This window comes from Amycolatopsis ponsaeliensis (genome assembly GCF_030182635.1).
Taxonomy (GTDB): Bacteria; Actinomycetota; Actinomycetes; order Mycobacteriales; family Pseudonocardiaceae; genus Amycolatopsis; species Amycolatopsis ponsaeliensis.
This window is the reverse complement of sequence record NZ_JAPZLD010000079.1, coordinates 15,004-31,840: the sequence shown is the minus strand read 5'-3', so window position 1 is coordinate 31,840 and position 16,837 is coordinate 15,004. Positions and strand designations below refer to the sequence as shown.

The window sequence follows — 16,837 nt, the reverse complement described above, 5'->3', positions numbered from 1 at the left end:
TGAGTGCGTAACAGTGTTAGAACACGGTTACGCACTCACGACCGGTGCTCAGGCGAAGTAGACGGAGTTGACGTCGGGGACCGCGAGGCTGCCGGCGACCGCGCCGGGCAGGCCGGTGGCCGGGTCGCGCGGCAGCCAGGTGACGGTGCCGGAGCGCTGGTTCGAGACGTAGAACCAGTTCTCCCCCGGGTCGAGGGCGACGTGGCGCGGCCAGTTGCCCCCACTGGACACAGTGGACACGAGCTTCAGTGTCTCACCGGCGACGGAGAACGTCGCCAGGGTGTTGGGCCCGCGGACGGTGGCGTAGGCGAACTTCCCGTCCTTCGACAGCGCGATCTCGCCGGGGAACAGGTCGCCGGTGCTGCCCGGCGGCACGGCCGGGACGACGGAAAGCGCCTTCAGCGTCCCGGAGGCCGCGTCCCAGCTCGCGACCGTCACCTCCGGGCGCAGCTCCTGCAGGATGTAGGCGAAGGTCCCGGTCTTGTCGAACGCGAGGTGCCGCGGCCCGGCACCGGCCGGCAATTTCAGCTGCTGGTGCAGCGCGAGCTTCCCGGTCGCGACGTCGAGCGAGTAGACGTACACCGAGTCGGCGCCGAGGTCGACCGACAGCACCCAGCGCCCGGTCGGGTCGTTGACGACCTGGTGGGCGTGGGCCTGCCCGGAGTCGGCCTGGTGCGTCACCAGGTCCGTGGCCGCGCCGAGCTTGCCGCCGGCCAGGATCGGCAGCACGACGACGCTGCCCGAGCTGTAGTTCGCCGCCAGCACGTACTTCTGGCTCGAGTGCACGCTCAGGTGCGTCGGCGCGCCACCCTTCGACGAAACCTTGTTGAGCAGCTTGGGGTTCGCGGCGTCGGCGACGTTCAGCGCCGAGACGAACCCGTTCGGGTCGCCTTCGTTGGTGACGTACAGGGTCTTGCCGTCGGCACCGCGGTCGAACCACGACGTGTCGGTGATACCCGGCACCGTCCGGACCGGGCCCAGCGTGGCACCCGACCGGCTCGAGACGTCGAGGCCGTGGCCGCTCGCCCCGCTGGTGTAGCTGCCGATGTACACGGTCCCTCCGGCGATGCAGCCCTTGGAAGTGGTGGCCGCGGAGGCGAACTGCGCGCCGAGAACGGTCGCGGCACTCGCCCCCGCGGCGGCGCCGAGGAACGTACGACGGGAAAGTCCGGTCATCGTCATTGTCTCCCAACGGTTCGGGGCGGCGGCTTCCCTCCAGTATGGTCTAGACCACGGCCATGAGCAATGCCGAAACCGCGAAACCGGAGACGGAAAGCACGGTTTCCAGCGCGGTCCACGACTTCAGCGTCTGGACCACGCTCATGTTGAAGTACCGCGAAACGATCCAGAAACCACCGTCGTTGACGTGCGAGGCGATGATCGACCCGGCGGAGATCGCCATGACCAGCAGGGCGAGCTGCACCTGCGAATACCCGAGCTGCGCCACGGTCGGCGCGATGATCCCGCTCGTGGTCACGATGGCGACCGTGGCCGAACCCTGCGCGATCCGCATGCCGCAGCTGATCACGTACGCCGCGAGCAGCACCGGCAGCCCGGCGTCGTGCAGCGAGTCGGCGACGGCCTTGCCGATGCCGGTGGCCGAAAGCACCGCGCCGAAGAACGCGCCCGCGCCGACGACGAGCAGGATCATCGCGACCGGCCGCAGCGATTTCGCGGCGAGCTCGTTGAGGTCCTTGCCGGTGAAGCCGCGTCGCAGGCCGAGCAGCCAGGACGCGAGCAGCACGGCGACGGTCAGGGCGACGGCGGGGGTGCCGATGAACGCGGCGACGCCCGACAGCGCGGAGTTCTTCGGCAGCCAGATGCTGCCGAACGTGCCGGCGAGGATCAGCACCAGCGGCACCGCGATGATCGAGCCGACCAGCGCCAGCGACGGAACGTCCTGCTCTTCTTCGCCTTCTGCCTCGGCGACGATCATCTCTTCGGGAACCCCGACGTCGATGCGCTTGCCGATCCAGGTCGCGTAGAGCACGCCGCCGACGAGGAACGCGGGGATGCCGCAGGCGAGGCCCATCAGGATGATCCAGCCGAGTTCGACGTGCAGCAGTCCGGCCGCGGCCACCGGACCGGGGTGCGGTGGCAGGAAGGCGTGCGTGATCGACAGGCCCGCGATCAGCGGCATCGCGTAGAGCACCAGCGAGCGCTTACCCTGCTTCGCCGCGACGTACACCAGCGGCGCCAGCACGAAGATGCCGATGTCGAAGAACACTGGGATGCCGAAGATGAACCCGGCGACACCCATGGCCAGCGGCGCGCGCTTCTCGCCGAAGCCCCGCAGCAGCGCCCCGGTCAGCACTTTCGCGCCACCCGAGCGTTCCAGGATCGACCCGAGCAGCGTGCCGAGCCCGATGATCGCCGTGATGTGCCCGAGGATGCTGCCGAACCCCTTTTCCAGCAAGGAGTCCGACGACTTCTGGGCGGTGCCGACGATCGTGCCGACCGGCAGGCCCGCGGCCAGCGCGGTGAGCAGGCCGACCACGATCAGCGCGATGAACGGCTCGATCTTGAGCTTGACGATCAGCAACAGCAGGACGGCGATCGAGACGGCGGCGAGCGTGAGCAGGCCACCCGTGGTGTGTTGCAGCCAGTGGATCATCGGGCTCTCCCGGGGTTGCGCAGGGAACGGCCGGCGAGGGCGCCGGTGGGACGGCCGTCGTCGAGGGCGGCGACGCCGTTGACGAAGACGTGCGTGATGCCCGCGGCCGGTTGCCGCGGGTCGTCGAAGGTGGCGGTGTCGGCGACCGCGTCGGGGTCGAACAGCACCAGGTCGGCGGCGTACCCGGCGCGGACGAGCCCGCGGTCGGTCAGCCGCAGGCGCCGCGCGGCCCGCCCGGTCAGGTGGGCGACGCACTCGGCGAGGTCCAGCACGCCCAGTTCGCGGACGTACCGGGCGAGGTAGCGGGGGAACGTGCCCCACGCGCGCGGGTGCGGGCGGGCGCCGACGAGGAGGCCGTCGCTGCCGCCGGTGTGCGTGCGGTGGCGCATGATCGCCTGGACGTTCTCCTCGTGCCCGACGTGCATCAGGCACGAGGTACCGAGGCGTTCGTCGAGCAGCGTGTCGAAGTACAGCGTCGCCGGTTCGAGGCCGGCGGCGCGCGCCGAACCGGCGACACTGTGCCCCACCAGGTGGGCGTTGTGGTCGTTGCGGACGCCGTTGATCTCGATGGCGTCCCAGTCGATCGGGACGCCGTGCGCACCGTCCGAACCGGACTCCTCGATCGCGGCGCGGATCCGCTCGCGTTCGTCCACATCGGACAAGCGGGCGAGGGTCGGCTCCAGGCCGCCTTCGGTGGCCCAGCTCGGCAGCAGCGCCGAAAGGTAGGTCGCGCCCGGCAGGTACGGGTAGGTGTCGAGGCTGACGTCGCAGCCGTCGTCGAGCGCGTCGTCCAGGAGCTTTAGCAGGTCGGGTGCTTTTCCTTTGTTGACCGAGAAGTTCATCGTCGCGTGCGCCAGGTGCAGCGGGCAGCCCGACCGGCGCGAGACGTCGATCATCTCGGCGAACGCCTCCAGCGCGCCCTTGCCGTAGCTGCGGTGGTGCGGGCTGTAGAAGCCACCACCCTCGGCGACGACCTTGCACAGCTCGACCAGTTCGCTGGTCTCCGCGTACATCCCGGGCGTGTAGGTGAGCCCCGACGACATTCCCATCGCGCCCTCGGCGAGCCCGGTCGCGACGAGCTCCTTCATCCGGGTCAGCTCGGCGTCCGTCGCGGGCCGGTCGTCGAAGCCGACGGCCAGCATCCGGACCGTGCCCTGCGGCACCAGGTACGCCGCGTTGACCGCGATGCCCTGGTCGAGGCGGTCGAGGTACTCGCCGACCGAGCGCCAGTTCCAGTCGAAGCCCGCCGGGTCGTCGTTCCAGCCGGCGAGCTGCTGCCTCAGTGCTTCGAGGACGGCGTCGTCGACCGGCGCGTACGACAGCCCGTCCTGGCCGAGCACCTCCGTCGTGACGCCCTGGGTGATCTTGGCCGCGTGGTCCGGGTTGGCCAGCAGCTGCAGGTCGGAGTGCGAATGCATGTCGATGAACCCGGGCGCGAGCACCAGCCCGTGCCCGTCGATGTTCCGGCGCCCGGCCAGCGAGCCCGCTTCGCCGACGCTCGCGATTTTCTCGCCGGTGATGCCGACGTCGTGGCGGGTCATGGCGTCGCCGGTGCCGTCGGCGACCAGCACGTTCTTGACGACGACGTCCATCAGAACCACGTCCGGACGAGGTCGACGACCGTTTCGCCGTCGGCGGCGGTCATCGGCAGCAGCGGCCACTTGTCGAACACCGTGCACGGGTGCGAGAGGCCGAGCCCGATCCAGTCGCCGACCTCGACCGGCGACCCGGCGGGCAGCGTGAGGAACGCGTGCTGGTCGTTCATCTTCGCGACGACGTGGCCTTCGAGGGGCTCGGCGGGACCGTTCGGGGTGCGGCGCAGCTGTGGCTCGGGCATGCCCTCGTCGAAGGACGCGTCGCGCTTGCCGATGGTCAGCAGCGCGAGCTCGTCCGACGGCTTCGACGTCACCTGCGCCCAGGCGCGCAGGGCGGGCCGGAACGACTCGACGCCGTCGATGCGCGGGTGGTCGCCGAGCGGGGAGATCTGGCGGTAGAAGCCGTCGTCGTGGGTGATGTACGCGCCGCTGCGCAGCACCGGCAGCACGTCGAGGCCGTCCGGCCACGGCTTCGTCAGCTCGTTGGCGACCTGGTCGAAGTACGCGCTGCCGCCGGCGGTGACGATGATCTGCCCGTCGAGCATTCCCTTGTCCGCGAAGGTGATGGCGAGGTCGCGCAGACCGTCCACATAGGAGCTGATCTTGGCGAGCGCGGCTTCGTCGGTGTCGTGGGAGAGCGCGCCCTCGTAACCGCCGGTGCCCCGCAGCCGCAACGCCGGGCTCGCGTGCACCGCTTCGGCGACGGCCAGCGCGGTCGCGGTGTCGCGCACCCCGGTGCGGCCGCCGTCGGCGCCCAGCTCGAGGAGGACGTCGACCGGGCGCTCGGTGCCTTCGAGAGCTTCGGTCATCAGCTCGACGCCGCGGACCGAGTCGACCCAGCAGACGAACTCGAAGTCGGGGTCCGCGGCCAGTTCGGCGGCCAGCCAGCGGAGACCGCTCGGGTCCAGGAACTGGTTGGCCAGCAGGATCCGGGAGACGCCGAACGCGCGGTAGATCCGGAGGTGCCCGGCGTTAGCGCAGGTGATGCCCCACGCGCCGTGCTCGATCTGGCGGGCGAACAGCTGCGGTGCCATGGTCGTTTTGCCGTGCGGGGCGAGCACGACGCCGCGGGCGGCGCACCACGCGGCCATCGTCCGCAGGTTGTGCTCGAGGGCGTCGTCGTCGAGGACGACGAAGGGCGCGAAGAACCCGTCGGTGAACAGGTTCAGCCGCCGGTCCGCGGCTTCGGTGAGCGTGAGCCCGGTCAGGGCGGGGGCAGCCGAGCGGAAGCGCCAGTCGATCCGCTCGTCGCGGAGGGCGGCGAGCGCGGCGGGGTCCATCAGGCAAGGATTCATCGGCGGCGACCTCGGTTGCGTATGTTGCAACGACTGTTGCGCATTTTGAGTGCCATAGGTGTAGCATCCGGGTCGCCACAGGTCAACGGGGTGACGGACAGGGGAGACGGAAAGTGACGAGCGGGCCCGAGGTGCTCTGTGTCGGCGAGACGATGGCGCTGTTCGTGCCCGCCGAACCCGGCCCGCCGGACGAGGTGAGGCGGTGGACGCGCACGATCGGCGGCGCCGAGTCCAACGTCGCCTGTCACCTGCCTGCCCTCGGTGTGCCGAGCGGCTGGGTGAGCGCGGTCGGCGACGACCCGTTCGGGCGCGCGATGCTCCGGGAGATCGCTTCCGCCGGTGTCGACGTCAGCGCGTGTTCCGTCGACCCGGACCGCCCGACCGGGCTCTACATCAAGGAAAGCGGCGCGGGTGGCAGCCCGGTCCGCTACTACCGCGCGGGCTCCGCCGCGTCCGGGATGGGCCCTTCGCTGCTGGACCGGCTCGATCTCGATGGTGTCCGCGTGCTACACCTGTCCGGCATCACCCCCGCGCTGTCCGAGAGCTGCCTCGCGCTGGTGCGCGCCCTGTTGGAGCTGCCGCGCGGCGACCGGCTGATCTCGTTCGACGTCAACCTGCGCCCCGCGCTCTGGGCGGGCCGCGACCCCCGGCTGCTCGCCGAGCTGGCCGGGCAGGCCGACATCGTCCTGACCGGTGACGACGAGGCCCAGCACGTCTGGGGAACCGGCGACCCGGCCGAGCTGCGGGCGTTGCTGCCGGGGCCGCGCACACTCGTCGTCAAGCACGGCGAACGCGGCGCGACGCTGGTCGAAGGGGAGCCGCTGTTCGCGCCGGCGCTGCGGGTCGACGTCGTCGAGCCGGTCGGCGCCGGGGACGCGTTCGCCGCGGGCTTCCTGGCGGCGACGCTGCGGGGCGCCGAACCCCTCGCGCGGCTGAGGCAGGGCCACCTGCAGGCCGCGGCGACCCTGCTCACCCATGACGACGTCGGGGTGCCCCTGCCGCGCACGGTCGTGGATAGCCTGCTGAAGGCCGGTCCCGACGAGTGGCGTTCGGCCCGGCTGACCGGAGAGGGCGTGCTCACGTGAGCCAGAGCTTGGATCGCGCGCTGACGCTGCTGAACTCCATCGCGAAAGACGCGCGCACGCTCGACGACCTCGCCGAGGAGATCGGCGTCCACAAGTCGACCGTGCTGCGCCTGCTGCGCACTCTCGAACAGCACCACTTCGTCCGGCGCGAAGGCACGCGGTACTACCGGCTCGGCAGCGCGATGTTCGACCTCGCCAACCAGGCCCTCGACTCGATCGACGTCCGCCGCAGCGCCCAGCCCGCGCTGGCCGCGCTCAACGCGCGCACCGGGCACACCGTGCACCTGGCCAGCTACGACGACGGCGAAGTCGTCTACATCGACAAGTACGAGGGCCGGCACTCGGTGCGGATGTACTCGCGCGTGGGCAAGCGCGCGCCGCTGCACTGCACGGCGGTGGGCAAGGTGCTGGTCGCGGCGATGCCGCCGGCACGCCGCGAGGAGATCGCGCACTCGATCGAGTACCCGGTGCTGACGCCGAACACGATCACGACGCCGTCGGACTACCTGGCGGAGCTGGAACGCGTGGGCCGGCTCGGGTACGCCGTCGACAACGCCGAGCACGAGGACTTCATCCACTGCATCGCGGCGCCGGTCCGCGGGGCGGACGGTGAAGTCCTGGCCGCCGCCTCGATGTCGGTGCCGAAGGTGCTGCTCGACTACGAAGGCCTGCTGGCGCTGGTCCCGGACCTGCGCGCCGCGACCACGGAAGCTTCCGTCCACAGTGGATGGACGGAGAACGGAAAGGGGCACTGATGAGCAAGACGGCAGTTTCCACCGAGAACGCGCCGAAGCCGCCGGCGAAGTTCTCGCAGGCCGTCCGCAAGGGGAACCTGCTGCAGGTCGCCGGCCAGGTCGGGTTCGACCCGGCGACGGGCGCGATCGTCGGCGAGGACGTCGTGGGCCAGACCCGGCAGACGTTCAAGAACATCGAAGCCGTGCTCGCCGAAGCGGGCTCGAGCCTGGCCGACGCGATCATGGTGCGGGTGTACCTCACCGACACGGCGCACTTCGCGCCGTTCAACGAGGTCTACAACGAGCTGATCGGCGACGCGCCGCACGCCGCCCGCACGACGGTGTACGTCGGCCTCCCGGGCGAGCTCCTCGTCGAGATCGACGTGCTCTGCGTGCTGGACTGAGGCTTTCCCTGGGGCCGGTCGCCCGGCCCCAGGGGCTCAGCCGAGGACGCTCGTGTAGCCGTTGAGCGCGGGCTGCCCGCCGAGGTGGGCGTAGAGGACGTTCGAGCCGCGGTCTATTTCACCCCGGCCGACCAGGTCGATGAGTCCCGCCATGGACTTGCCCTCGTAGACCGGGTCGGTGATCATGCCTTCCAGTCGGGCGCAGGTCTCGATGGCGACCACTGTGGACTTGTCGGGAATGCCGTAGATCCCGGCGTGGTAGCGGTCGTCCAGCTCGACCTCGGCGATCTCGCCGGCGCCGATCAGCTCGGCGGTCGTGCGCGCGATGCGCGTGACCTGCTCGCGCGTTTCGGCCGGCTTGGCCGAGGCGTCGATCCCGAGGATCCTGCGCTTCTTGCCCAGCGCGGTCCCGGCGACCATGCCGCCCTGCGTGCTGCCGGTGACCGAGCAGACGATCACGGTGTCGAAGAAGACGCCCAGCTCCGTTTCCTGGGCTTCGAGCTCGACGATCCAGTTCGCGAACCCGAGCCCGCCGAGCCGGTGGTCCGACGCACCGGCCGGGATGGCGTACGGCTTCCCGCCGCCGGCCTCGATCTCGGCGACGGCGTCCTCCCACGTCTGCTTGAAGCCGATGCCGAAGCCGGCTTCGACGAGCCGGACGTCCGCGCCGAGGATCCGCGAGAGCTGGATGTTGCCGACCTTGTCGTAGAGCGGGTCGTGCCAGTCGACCCAGCTTTCCTGCACCAGCACGGCCTTCAGGCCGGCCCGCGCGGCGGCGGCCGCGACCTGCCGGGTGTGGTTGGACTGGACGCCGCCGATGGAGACGAGCGTGTCGGCTCCTTCGTTCAGGGCATCCGCGACGAGGTACTCGAGTTTGCGCGTCTTGTTGCCGCCGTAGGCCAGGCCGGAGTTGACGTCTTCGCGCTTGGCCCAGATCTTCGCGCCGCCGAGGTGCTCGGTGAGGCGTTCGAGGGGGTGCACCGGCGACGGGCCGAACAGCAGCGGGTAGCGCGGGAAGTCGGCGAGGGTCATCGGTCCTCCAAAAGGTCGGTCCAGATGGTCGAGATGACGGAGACCGCCGTGGCGGTGTCGCGGGCTTCGAGAGCGTCGATGAGCCACCGGTGGCGCTCCACGGAGTTCCAGGCGAGAGCCGAGCTGAACCGGGTCTGCTCCAGCCGGCGCAGCAACGGCGTGTAGCGGTCGAGGGTCGCGGCGACGGCGGCGTTGCCGGCCAGCCGGACGGGGATGTCGTGCAGTTCGTCGTCCGCTTTCACGGCGGCTTTGACGTCACCGGCCTCGATCGCGGCGGCGAACCGGTCGTTGGCCGCGCGCATGGCGGCGATGTCGGCGGGACGGCACTTCGCGACCGCTTGCTTCACCGCGAACTCGTGCAGCGCCCGGACGATCTCCCGGGCGTCGAGGACGTCGGAGGACATCACCTCGGAGACCCGCGTGTAGCTCTGCGGCTTGGAGTCGACGAGCCCGTCCTCCGTGAGGCGCCGCAGGGCCTCGCGGACGGGGGCCTTGGAGAGCCCGAGCTGCTCGGCGAGGTCGCCGTCGCGCAGCGGGGTACCCGGCGGCAGGGTGCCGTCGACGATCGCGTGCCGGATGCGTTCGTACGCCTCGTCACGCAGCAACGGGCGGTCGACCTTGGAGAGACTCACATCTAACATGTTAGATGTCGGAGGACTCGACCGGCAAGGAACCGGACGAGTGAAAGGTCAGTAGACGGGGCCGGTGTACTTTTCGCCAGGGCCCTGACCAGGGGCGTCGGGGACGGCGGAGGCTTCCCGGAAGGCCTTCTGGAGCGACTGCAGGCCATCGCGCAACGGCCCGGCGTGCAGGCCCAGGTACTCGGCGGACGCCGTCACGAGCCCGGCCAGCGCGGTGATGAGCCGGCGCGCTTCGTCGAGATCGCGGTGCGGGGACGTCGCCGGGTCGGGGTCGGCCAGGCCGAGCCGTTCGGCCCCGGCCGACAGCAGCATCACGGCCGCGCGGCTGATCACCTCCACGCTGGGGATGTCCTCCAGGTGGCGGGCTTCGGGGGAATACGGGGGCTGTTCGGAGGGTTGATCTGACACGTCTGGTACCCTTCCACGAACGACCAGCCCCCGAGCGATCGGGGGCGGCAAGTGGAGCCCCGCTCCCACCCGCGTCACCGTACAGGTGGCCGGGTCCGGTCTCGCCCGGACATCAGTCCAGGGTGAAGTGTCAGGCCTCGCGGCCGGGCACGATCGGAAACAGAGTGGGCCCCGCGCACCGGAAGGTGTCGGGGCCTTCGCTATGTGGGCACCGGGTCGAAACGAGAACAGGAAACATTCCTCGGACCAAGGAGGCCCCATCAGCTCCGAGACACGCATCAACGACCGAATCCGGGTGCCGGAGGTCCGACTCGTCGGGCCCGCCGGTGAACAGGTCGGCATCGTCCGGATCGAGGATGCGCTGCGCCTGGCGCAGGAGAACGATCTCGACCTCGTCGAGGTCGCGCCGCAGGCCCGCCCGCCGGTGTGCAAGCTCATGGACTTCGGCAAGTTCAAGTACGAGAGCGCGCAGAAGGCCCGCGAGTCGCGTCGCAACCAGCAGCTGACCGTCATCAAGGAACAGAAGCTGCGCCCCAAGATCGACCAGCACGACTACGAGACCAAGAAGGGTCACGTGTCGCGCTTCCTGGCGGCAGGCAACAAGGTCAAGGTCACGATCATGTTCCGCGGCCGCGAGCAGTCCCGGCCGGAGCTCGGCTACCGGCTGCTGCAGAAGCTCGCCGAAGACGTCACGGAGCTCGGCTTCGTCGAATCGTCGGCCAAGCAGGACGGTCGCAACATGATCATGGTGCTGGCCCCGCACAAGAACGTGAAGCCGAAGGCCAAGGCAGAGACGGCCCCCGAGCCGGTCCCCGAGGCGTAGGCGCCGACCAGCACGAGCGGCTCACCGGAATCTCCGGTGAGCCGCCGCACGAAAGAGGACTGAAATGCCGAAGATGAAGACCCACAGCGGGACGTCCAAGCGGATCCGCGTCACGGGCACGGGCAAGCTGCGCCGCCAGAAGGCCGGCCGCCGCCACCTGATGGAGAAGAAGTCGAACCGCCTCACCCGCCGGCTCGAGGGCACCACCGAGCTGTCGAAGACCGAGGCCGGCCGCGTCAAGCGCCTGCTCGGCATCTGATCCCGCAGAACTTGCTGTAACCACCCGGGGCGGTCCCCTTCGCCCCCTGAGATCGACAGGATGGACCCGTGGCACGCGTCAAGCGGGCGGTCAACGCCCAGAAGAAGCGTCGCGCAACTCTCGAACTGGCCAGCGGCTACCGCGGCCAGCGTTCGCGGCTGTACCGCAAGGCCAAGGAGCAGACGCTTCACTCGCTCAACTACGCCTACCGGGACCGTCGTGCCCGCAAGGGTGACTTCCGTCGCCTGTGGGTCACCCGCATCAACGCGGCCGCCCGCGAGAACGGCGTGACCTACAACCGGTTCATCCAGGGCATCAAGGCCGCGGGTGTCGAGGTCGACCGCAAGATCCTCGCGGACCTCGCCGTCAACGACGCCGTCGCCTTCACCGCGCTGGCCGAGCTCGCCAAGGCCAACGTGAACACCGAAAAGAAGTCGGCCTGACCGGCAGCTTTCCCCGGCCCGGGGTGGATCCGTTCACCGAACGGACCCCCCGGGTCGTTGCTGCGCGCAAGCTGACGCGGCGCGCGGAACGCGACAAGACCGGCCGCTTCCTGGCCGAGGGCGCCAACGCCGTCGGGGCCGCTTTGGCCGGCGGTCCGGTGCACGAGCTGTTCGTCACCGAGCACGCGGCGGCGCAGCACGCGGACCTGGTGGACGCGGCCCGCGCGGCCGGCGTCGCGGTCTCGCCGATCACCGACCGCGCCGCCGACGGGTTGTCGGAAACCGTGACGCCCCAAGGGATTGTGGCCGTCTGCGCGCTGCTCGACCGTTCGCTCGAAGAGGCCGTGACCCCGGGCGCCCGGCTCGTCGTGGTGCTGGTGGACGTCGCCGACCCCGGCAACGCGGGCACGGTGATCCGCGTCGCCGACGCGGCGGGCGCCGATGCCGTGGTCCTGGCGGGCGACACCGTCGACCCGCACAACGGCAAGTGCGTCCGCGCGGCCGCCGGCAGCCTCTTCCACCTGCCCATCGCGCGCGTCCGCGACGTCCCGGCCGCGCTGGCCGCCTGCTCGGCGGCGGGCCTGCGCACGTTCGCCGCGCACGGCTACGCCGACGCCGAACTCGATCGGGTGGATCTCACCGAGCCCACGGCCTGGGTCTTCGGCAACGAGGCCCACGGCCTGCCCGCCGACGTCCTCGACCGCACCGACCTCGCCGTCCGGATCCCGCTGTACGGCAAGGCGGAGAGCCTCAACCTGGCCACCGCGGCCGCCGTCTGCGTGTACACGAGCGCGATGGCGGCACACCGCTGACCAGCCGCTAGGCTGCCCCGGTATCCATTGTGGTCACCGGGGGGAAATCATGGGCAGGCTCGCCCGTTCGTACGCGTTGTTCGTCGCTTCGCTCCGGGTGCTGCGCGCCCACAAGGGCCTGGCCTGGTTCACGGTGCTGGCCGGCGTCGCCGGGCTGGTCGTCGCCGGGGCGTTCCTGACCCCTGCCTTCTTCCTGTCGCACGTCGAGATCACCGACCACGGCCGGCTGACCGCCGGCTCGTGGGTGCTGCTCGCGGCCTTCTACCTCGTTTCGGCGTTCGTCACGATCTTCTTCAACGCGGGCCTGATCTCCCAGGCCGACGTCGCGCTGCGCGGCGGCGCCCCGGCGGTCGGCGCGGGCCTGGCCGCGGCCGCGAACCGGTGGCCGGCGCTGCTCGGCTGGGCCGGCATCTCCGCGACGGTCAGCCTCGTCCTCCGCACGATCGAGGAGCGGCTCGGCTTCCTCGGAAGCATCGTGAGCAGCCTGGTCGGCCTGGCCTGGCGGCTCACCACGTTCCTCGTGCTGCCGGTCGTCATGCTCGAAGGCACCGGGGTGAAGGCCGGCGTCAAGCGGTCGGTGGAGCTGTTCCGCCGGACGTGGGGCGAGAACGTCGCCGGCGGCGCCGGGATCGGCCTGATCGGCTTCATCCTCAGCCTGGCCGGCTACGCCGTGCTGCTGCTCGCCGGCTTCCTGCTCGGCGGCACCGCGACCGTGTTCGTCTGCCTGGGCCTGGCGATCGTGTGGTCGGTGCTCGTCGCCGTCTTCACCTCGACTTTGTCCGGGATCTACCAGACGGCGCTGTATCGCTACGCCGCCGACGGCTCGGTTCCCGGCGAGTTCGCGTCGGTCGACTTCGCCGGCGCGTTCCGCGAGCGCTGACCGTGCGTCCGCGCGGCCCGGGGCGACCGGGGGCGCGCGGAGCCGATCCCATAGACTTTTCCCACCTTTGACCTCTCGTGCGCCGCGTGTCCGGCGGCGCGCGTACGACCAGTCCCAGCGGACGCCGAGGAGTTATGTCCGGAGCCAAGGAGAAGGAAGCCCAGGGCGCGGTGCTCGCCCCCGAGACGCTGCAGGAGGCGGTCAAGGCCGCCGAAGCCGCGTTCGCCGCCGCGACCGGGCTCGAAGCGCTGGCCGAGGTCAAGCCGGCTCACCTCGGCGATCACTCGCCGCTGCTGCTGGCCCGCCGCGAGATCGGCGCTCTGCCCAAGCAGGAGAAGGCCGAGGCGGGCAAGCGCGTCAACGAGGCCCGCCAGGCCGTCCAGTCGGCCTTCGACACCCGCCGCGCCGAGCTCCAGGTGGAGCGCGACGAGCGCGTGCTGCGCGAGGAGGCCGTCGACGTCACGCTCCCGTGGGACCGCGTCCCGCGCGGTGCCCGGCACCCGATCAGCACCATCTCCGAGCGCGTCGCCGACGCGTTCGTCGCGATGGGCTACGAGGTCGCCGAAGGCCCGGAGCTCGAAGCCGAGTGGTTCAACTTCGACGCGCTGAACTTCGGCAAGGACCACCCGGCCCGCCAGCTGCAGGACACGTTCTACGTCGGCGAGGAGGACTCCGGCCTGGTGCTGCGCACGCACACCTCGCCGGTGCAGGCCCGCACCCTGCTGCACCGCGACCTGCCGGTGTACGTCGTCTGCCCGGGCCGCACGTACCGCACCGACGAGCTCGACTCGACCCACACCCCGGTGTTCACCCAGGTCGAAGGCCTCGCGGTGGACAAGGGCATCACGATGGCGCACCTCAAGGGCACGCTCGACGCCTTCGCCCGCGCGATGTTCGGCGAGAACTCGAAGACCCGGCTGCGTCCGCACTTCTTCCCGTTCACCGAGCCGTCCGCCGAGGTGGACGTCTGGTTCGAGGAGAAGAAGGGCGGCCCCGGCTGGGTCGAGTGGGGCGGCTGCGGCATGGTCAACCCGAACGTGCTGCGCGCCTGCGGCGTCGACCCCGACGTGTACTCGGGCTTCGCCTTCGGCATGGGCATCGAGCGCACCCTGCAGTTCCGCAACGGGATCCCGGACATGCGCGACATGGTGGAAGGCGACGTCCGCTTCACCCTTCCCTTCGGAACGGAGGCGTAGTGCGAGTCCCCGTCAGCTGGCTGACCGAGCACCTCGACATCGGCGAGGAGGTCACGCCGCAGGACCTGGCCGACGCGTTCGTCCGGATCGGCATCGAGGTCGACGACCTGAAGCAGCTCGGGCCGGTGACCGGCCCGCTGGTCGTCGGCCGGGTGGCCGAGATCGAGGAGCTCACCGAGTTCAAGAAGCCGATCCGGTTCTGCCGCGTCGACGTCGGCGAGGAGGCCGAGGAGCCGGAAGAGCCGGCCGACGACGAAGACGAGGACGACGACGAACCCGGCGAGTTCGACGAGGGCCCGCACGGCATCCGGACCCGCGGCATCGTCTGCGGCGCCCGCAACTTCGCCGAGGGCGACCTGGTCGTCATCGCGCTGCCCGGCGCGGTCCTGCCCGGCGACTTCACCATCGCGTCCCGCAAGACCTACGGCCGGGTCAGCGACGGGATGATCTGCTCCGCCCGCGAGCTGGGCCTCGGCGACGACCACACCGGCATCCTCGTGCTGCCCTCGGGCACCGCGAGCCCGGGTGACGATGCGGCCGAGCTGCTCGGCCTCGGCGACACCGTGATCGAGCTGACCCCGACCCCGGACCGCGGCTACGCGCTGTCGGTCCGCGGCCTCGCGCGCGAGCTGTCGAACGCGCTGGACGTGGCCTTCGGCGACCCGGCGCTGCTGGAGGTCCCGGCGGCCGAGGGTGACGCCTGGCCGGTGCACGTCGAGGATCCGGAGGGCTGCCCGCGGTTCGTGCTGCGCCGCGTCACCGGCCTGGACGCGACCGCGCCGACGCCGTGGTGGATGCGGCGGCGGCTGATGCTGGCCGGTATCCGGTCGATCTCCCTGGCCGTCGACGTCACCAACTACGTGATGCTCGAGCTCGGGCACCCGCTGCACGCGTTCGCCACCAAGGCCATCCAGGGCGACCTGGTGGTCCGCCGGGCGAAGCCGGGCGAGAAGCTGACCACGCTGGACGACGTCGAGCGCACGCTGGACCCGGACGACGTGATCATCGCCGACGACAGCGGCGTCATCTCGCTCGCCGGCACGATGGGCGGCGCGAGCACCGAGATCACGCAGGAGAGCACCGACGTCCTGCTCGAGGCGGCGCACTGGAACCCGGCCGCGATCAGCCGCACCGCGCGCCGGCACAAGTTGTTCTCCGAGGCCGCGAAGCGGTTCGAGCGGTTCACCGACCCGCAGCTGTGCCCGGCCGCCGTCGAGCTGGCCGCCCGCCTGCTGCGCCAGTACGGCGACGCCGGCATCCGGCCCGGCCGCACCGACGAGGGCGCGGTGGAGCCGAACCCGCCGGTCGTGATGCCGATCAACCTGCCCGACAAGGTCGCGGGCGTGAACTACCAGCGCGGCGTGACCGTCCGGCGCCTGTCCCAGATCGGCTGCAAGGTCTCGGTCAGCACGGGTGACGACGGCACCGGCCAGGTCACGGCGATCCCGCCGAGCTGGCGCGGCGACCTGCGCCAGCCCGCCGACCTCGTCGAAGAGGTGCTGCGGCTGGAGGGCTACGACAGCATCCCGTCGACGCTGCCCGCGGCCCCGGCCGGCCGCGGCCTGACCGACGCCCAGCGGCGCGTCCGGAGTGTTTCCCGGGCGCTGGCCGAAGCCGGGTACGTCGAGGTGCGGCCGTTCCCGTTCATCAGCGACGGGGTCTGGGACGCCTTCGGCCTGCCGGCGGACGACGTCCGCCGCAAGACGGTCGTGATCCGCAACCCGCTGGAGGCCGACCGCAACCGGCTGGCCACCACGCTGCTGCCGGGCCTGCTGGACACGCTGCAGCGCAACGTGTCCCGCGGGATGAAGGACGTCTCGCTCTACCACATCGGCCAGGTCGTGCTGCCCGCGCCGAACCCGCTGAAGGTCCCGGACCTCGGCGTCGACGGGCGGCCGTCGGACGAGGAGCTCGCGCTGCTCGAAGCGGCCGTGCCGCAGCAGCCGCTGCACGTGGCGGTAGTGCTCGCCGGCCAGCGCCACCGCGCGGGCTGGTGGGGCGGCGGCGAGCCGGCGAACTGGGCCGACGCGGTGCAGGCCGCCCGGACGATCGCGCAGGCCGCCGGGATCGAGCTGACGGTGCAGGCGGCGGACCTGCCGCCGTGGCACCCGGGCCGCTGCGCCCGGCTCCAGGTCGGCGACTGGCCGGTCGGCCACGCGGGCGAGCTGCACCCCAAGGTGGTCGAGGCCCTCGGCCTGCCGCCGCGGACGGTGGCGATGGAGCTGGACCTGGACGCGATCCCGCTGCCGGACGCCCGCCCGGCGCCGAGTGTGTCGGGCTATCCGCCGGTGCTGCTGGACGTGGCCCTGGTCGCGGCGGCGGAGGTGCCGACGGCGGACCTGGCGGCGGTCCTGCGCGACGGCGCGGGCGAGCTGCTCGAGGACATCACGCTGTTCGACGTGTACGCGGGTGAGCAGGTCGGCGAGGGCAAGCGATCGCTGGCGTACAAGCTGCGCTTCCGCGCACCGGACCGCACGCTGACGGTCGACGAGGCCACCAAGGCCCGCGACGCAGCGGTGGCGGCAGCGGGCGAGCGCTTCGACGCAACCCTGCGCGCATAGCCGGTTCGCACGAGGAAGTTCCACCGCGGGAGGGGCCGGGAAACCGGCCCCTCCC

The 16,837-nt window shown here is 71.1% G+C and carries 17 protein-coding genes; 10 read left to right on the top strand and 7 right to left on the bottom strand.

Annotated features, from left to right (window positions below; genetic code table 11):
* Positions 1-48 precede the first annotated feature (48 nt).
* The 4 genes from QQ657_RS53415 to QQ657_RS53400 are packed head-to-tail and all read right to left on the bottom strand — an operon-like array spanning position 49 to position 5,504.
* Positions 49-1,182 (bottom strand): lactonase family protein, encoded by a 1,134-nt coding sequence (locus QQ657_RS53415; protein WP_434056869.1) that lies wholly within the window; start codon positions 1,180-1,182, stop codon positions 49-51.
* 43 nt (positions 1,183-1,225) lie between these two features.
* On the bottom strand, positions 1,226-2,614 hold the full coding sequence (locus QQ657_RS53410; RefSeq protein WP_284750168.1) for a GntP family permease: 1,389 nt from the start codon (positions 2,612-2,614) through the stop codon (positions 1,226-1,228).
* Entirely contained in the window at positions 2,611-4,206 is a 1,596-nt protein-coding gene (locus tag QQ657_RS53405; protein WP_284750167.1) for an N-acyl-D-amino-acid deacylase family protein, read from the bottom strand. The genes QQ657_RS53410 and QQ657_RS53405 overlap by 4 nt, the downstream gene beginning before the upstream one ends.
* Positions 4,206-5,504 (bottom strand): amino acid deaminase, encoded by a 1,299-nt coding sequence (locus QQ657_RS53400; RefSeq protein ID WP_284750166.1) that lies wholly within the window; start codon positions 5,502-5,504, stop codon positions 4,206-4,208. The genes QQ657_RS53405 and QQ657_RS53400 overlap by 1 nt, the downstream gene beginning before the upstream one ends.
* A 113-nt stretch (positions 5,505-5,617) precedes the next feature.
* Here QQ657_RS53400 and QQ657_RS53395 point away from each other — a divergent pair, with 113 nt between their 5' ends.
* From QQ657_RS53395 to QQ657_RS53385, 3 genes are read left to right on the top strand one after another with little or no spacing between them, the layout of a single operon-like run.
* Positions 5,618-6,589, top strand: a complete 972-nt coding sequence (locus QQ657_RS53395; protein WP_284750165.1) for a sugar kinase — start codon at positions 5,618-5,620, stop codon at positions 6,587-6,589.
* Positions 6,586-7,344, top strand: coding sequence for an IclR family transcriptional regulator (locus QQ657_RS53390; protein WP_284750164.1), 759 nt, complete (start codon positions 6,586-6,588; stop codon positions 7,342-7,344). The genes QQ657_RS53395 and QQ657_RS53390 overlap by 4 nt, the downstream gene beginning before the upstream one ends.
* Entirely contained in the window at positions 7,344-7,727 is a 384-nt protein-coding gene (locus QQ657_RS53385; RefSeq protein ID WP_284750163.1) for a RidA family protein, read from the top strand. Before QQ657_RS53390 ends, QQ657_RS53385 begins: the two co-directional genes overlap by 1 nt.
* A 36-nt stretch (positions 7,728-7,763) precedes the next feature.
* Here QQ657_RS53385 and QQ657_RS53380 read toward each other — a convergent pair whose 3' ends face one another.
* Genes QQ657_RS53380 through QQ657_RS53370 form a run of 3 tightly spaced genes read right to left on the bottom strand, consistent with a single transcriptional unit; the run spans position 7,764 to position 9,808 of the window.
* Entirely contained in the window at positions 7,764-8,759 is a 996-nt protein-coding gene (locus tag QQ657_RS53380; RefSeq protein ID WP_284750162.1) for a 1-aminocyclopropane-1-carboxylate deaminase, read from the bottom strand.
* Complete coding sequence (locus tag QQ657_RS53375) at positions 8,756-9,400, bottom strand: GntR family transcriptional regulator (protein WP_284750161.1); 645 nt, start codon at positions 9,398-9,400, stop codon at positions 8,756-8,758. Before QQ657_RS53375 ends, QQ657_RS53380 begins: the two co-directional genes overlap by 4 nt.
* A 48-nt stretch (positions 9,401-9,448) precedes the next feature.
* The gene (locus QQ657_RS53370) at positions 9,449-9,808 is read right to left on the bottom strand and encodes a DUF1844 domain-containing protein (RefSeq protein WP_284750160.1); all 360 of its coding nucleotides are present in this window, start codon (positions 9,806-9,808) and stop codon (positions 9,449-9,451) included.
* Between the two features lie 202 nt (positions 9,809-10,010).
* Here QQ657_RS53370 and infC point away from each other — a divergent pair, with 202 nt between their 5' ends.
* The 7 genes from infC to pheT all read left to right on the top strand — a co-directional run bounded on the left by infC (position 10,011) and on the right by pheT (position 16,782).
* Positions 10,011-10,631, top strand: a complete 621-nt coding sequence (gene infC, locus QQ657_RS53365; RefSeq protein WP_284750170.1) for a translation initiation factor IF-3 — start codon at positions 10,011-10,013, stop codon at positions 10,629-10,631.
* 64 nt (positions 10,632-10,695) lie between these two features.
* Positions 10,696-10,890: a 50S ribosomal protein L35 gene (gene rpmI, locus QQ657_RS53360; protein ID WP_220241959.1), complete on the top strand. Its 195-nt coding sequence runs from the start codon at positions 10,696-10,698 to the stop codon at positions 10,888-10,890.
* Between the two features lie 68 nt (positions 10,891-10,958).
* Positions 10,959-11,333, top strand: a complete 375-nt coding sequence (gene rplT, locus QQ657_RS53355) for a 50S ribosomal protein L20 (RefSeq protein ID WP_284750159.1) — start codon at positions 10,959-10,961, stop codon at positions 11,331-11,333.
* A 23-nt stretch (positions 11,334-11,356) separates the two neighbouring features.
* Positions 11,357-12,145 (top strand): TrmH family RNA methyltransferase, encoded by a 789-nt coding sequence (locus tag QQ657_RS53350; RefSeq protein ID WP_284750158.1) that lies wholly within the window; start codon positions 11,357-11,359, stop codon positions 12,143-12,145.
* A 49-nt stretch (positions 12,146-12,194) separates the two neighbouring features.
* Positions 12,195-13,025, top strand: a complete 831-nt coding sequence (locus QQ657_RS53345; protein ID WP_284750157.1) for a DUF6159 family protein — start codon at positions 12,195-12,197, stop codon at positions 13,023-13,025.
* A 134-nt stretch (positions 13,026-13,159) separates the two neighbouring features.
* The gene (pheS, locus tag QQ657_RS53340; RefSeq protein ID WP_284750156.1) at positions 13,160-14,221 is read left to right on the top strand and encodes a phenylalanine--tRNA ligase subunit alpha; all 1,062 of its coding nucleotides are present in this window, start codon (positions 13,160-13,162) and stop codon (positions 14,219-14,221) included.
* Positions 14,221-16,782 (top strand): phenylalanine--tRNA ligase subunit beta, encoded by a 2,562-nt coding sequence (pheT, locus tag QQ657_RS53335; protein WP_284750155.1) that lies wholly within the window; start codon positions 14,221-14,223, stop codon positions 16,780-16,782. Before pheS ends, pheT begins: the two co-directional genes overlap by 1 nt.
* Positions 16,783-16,837 lie beyond the last annotated feature (55 nt).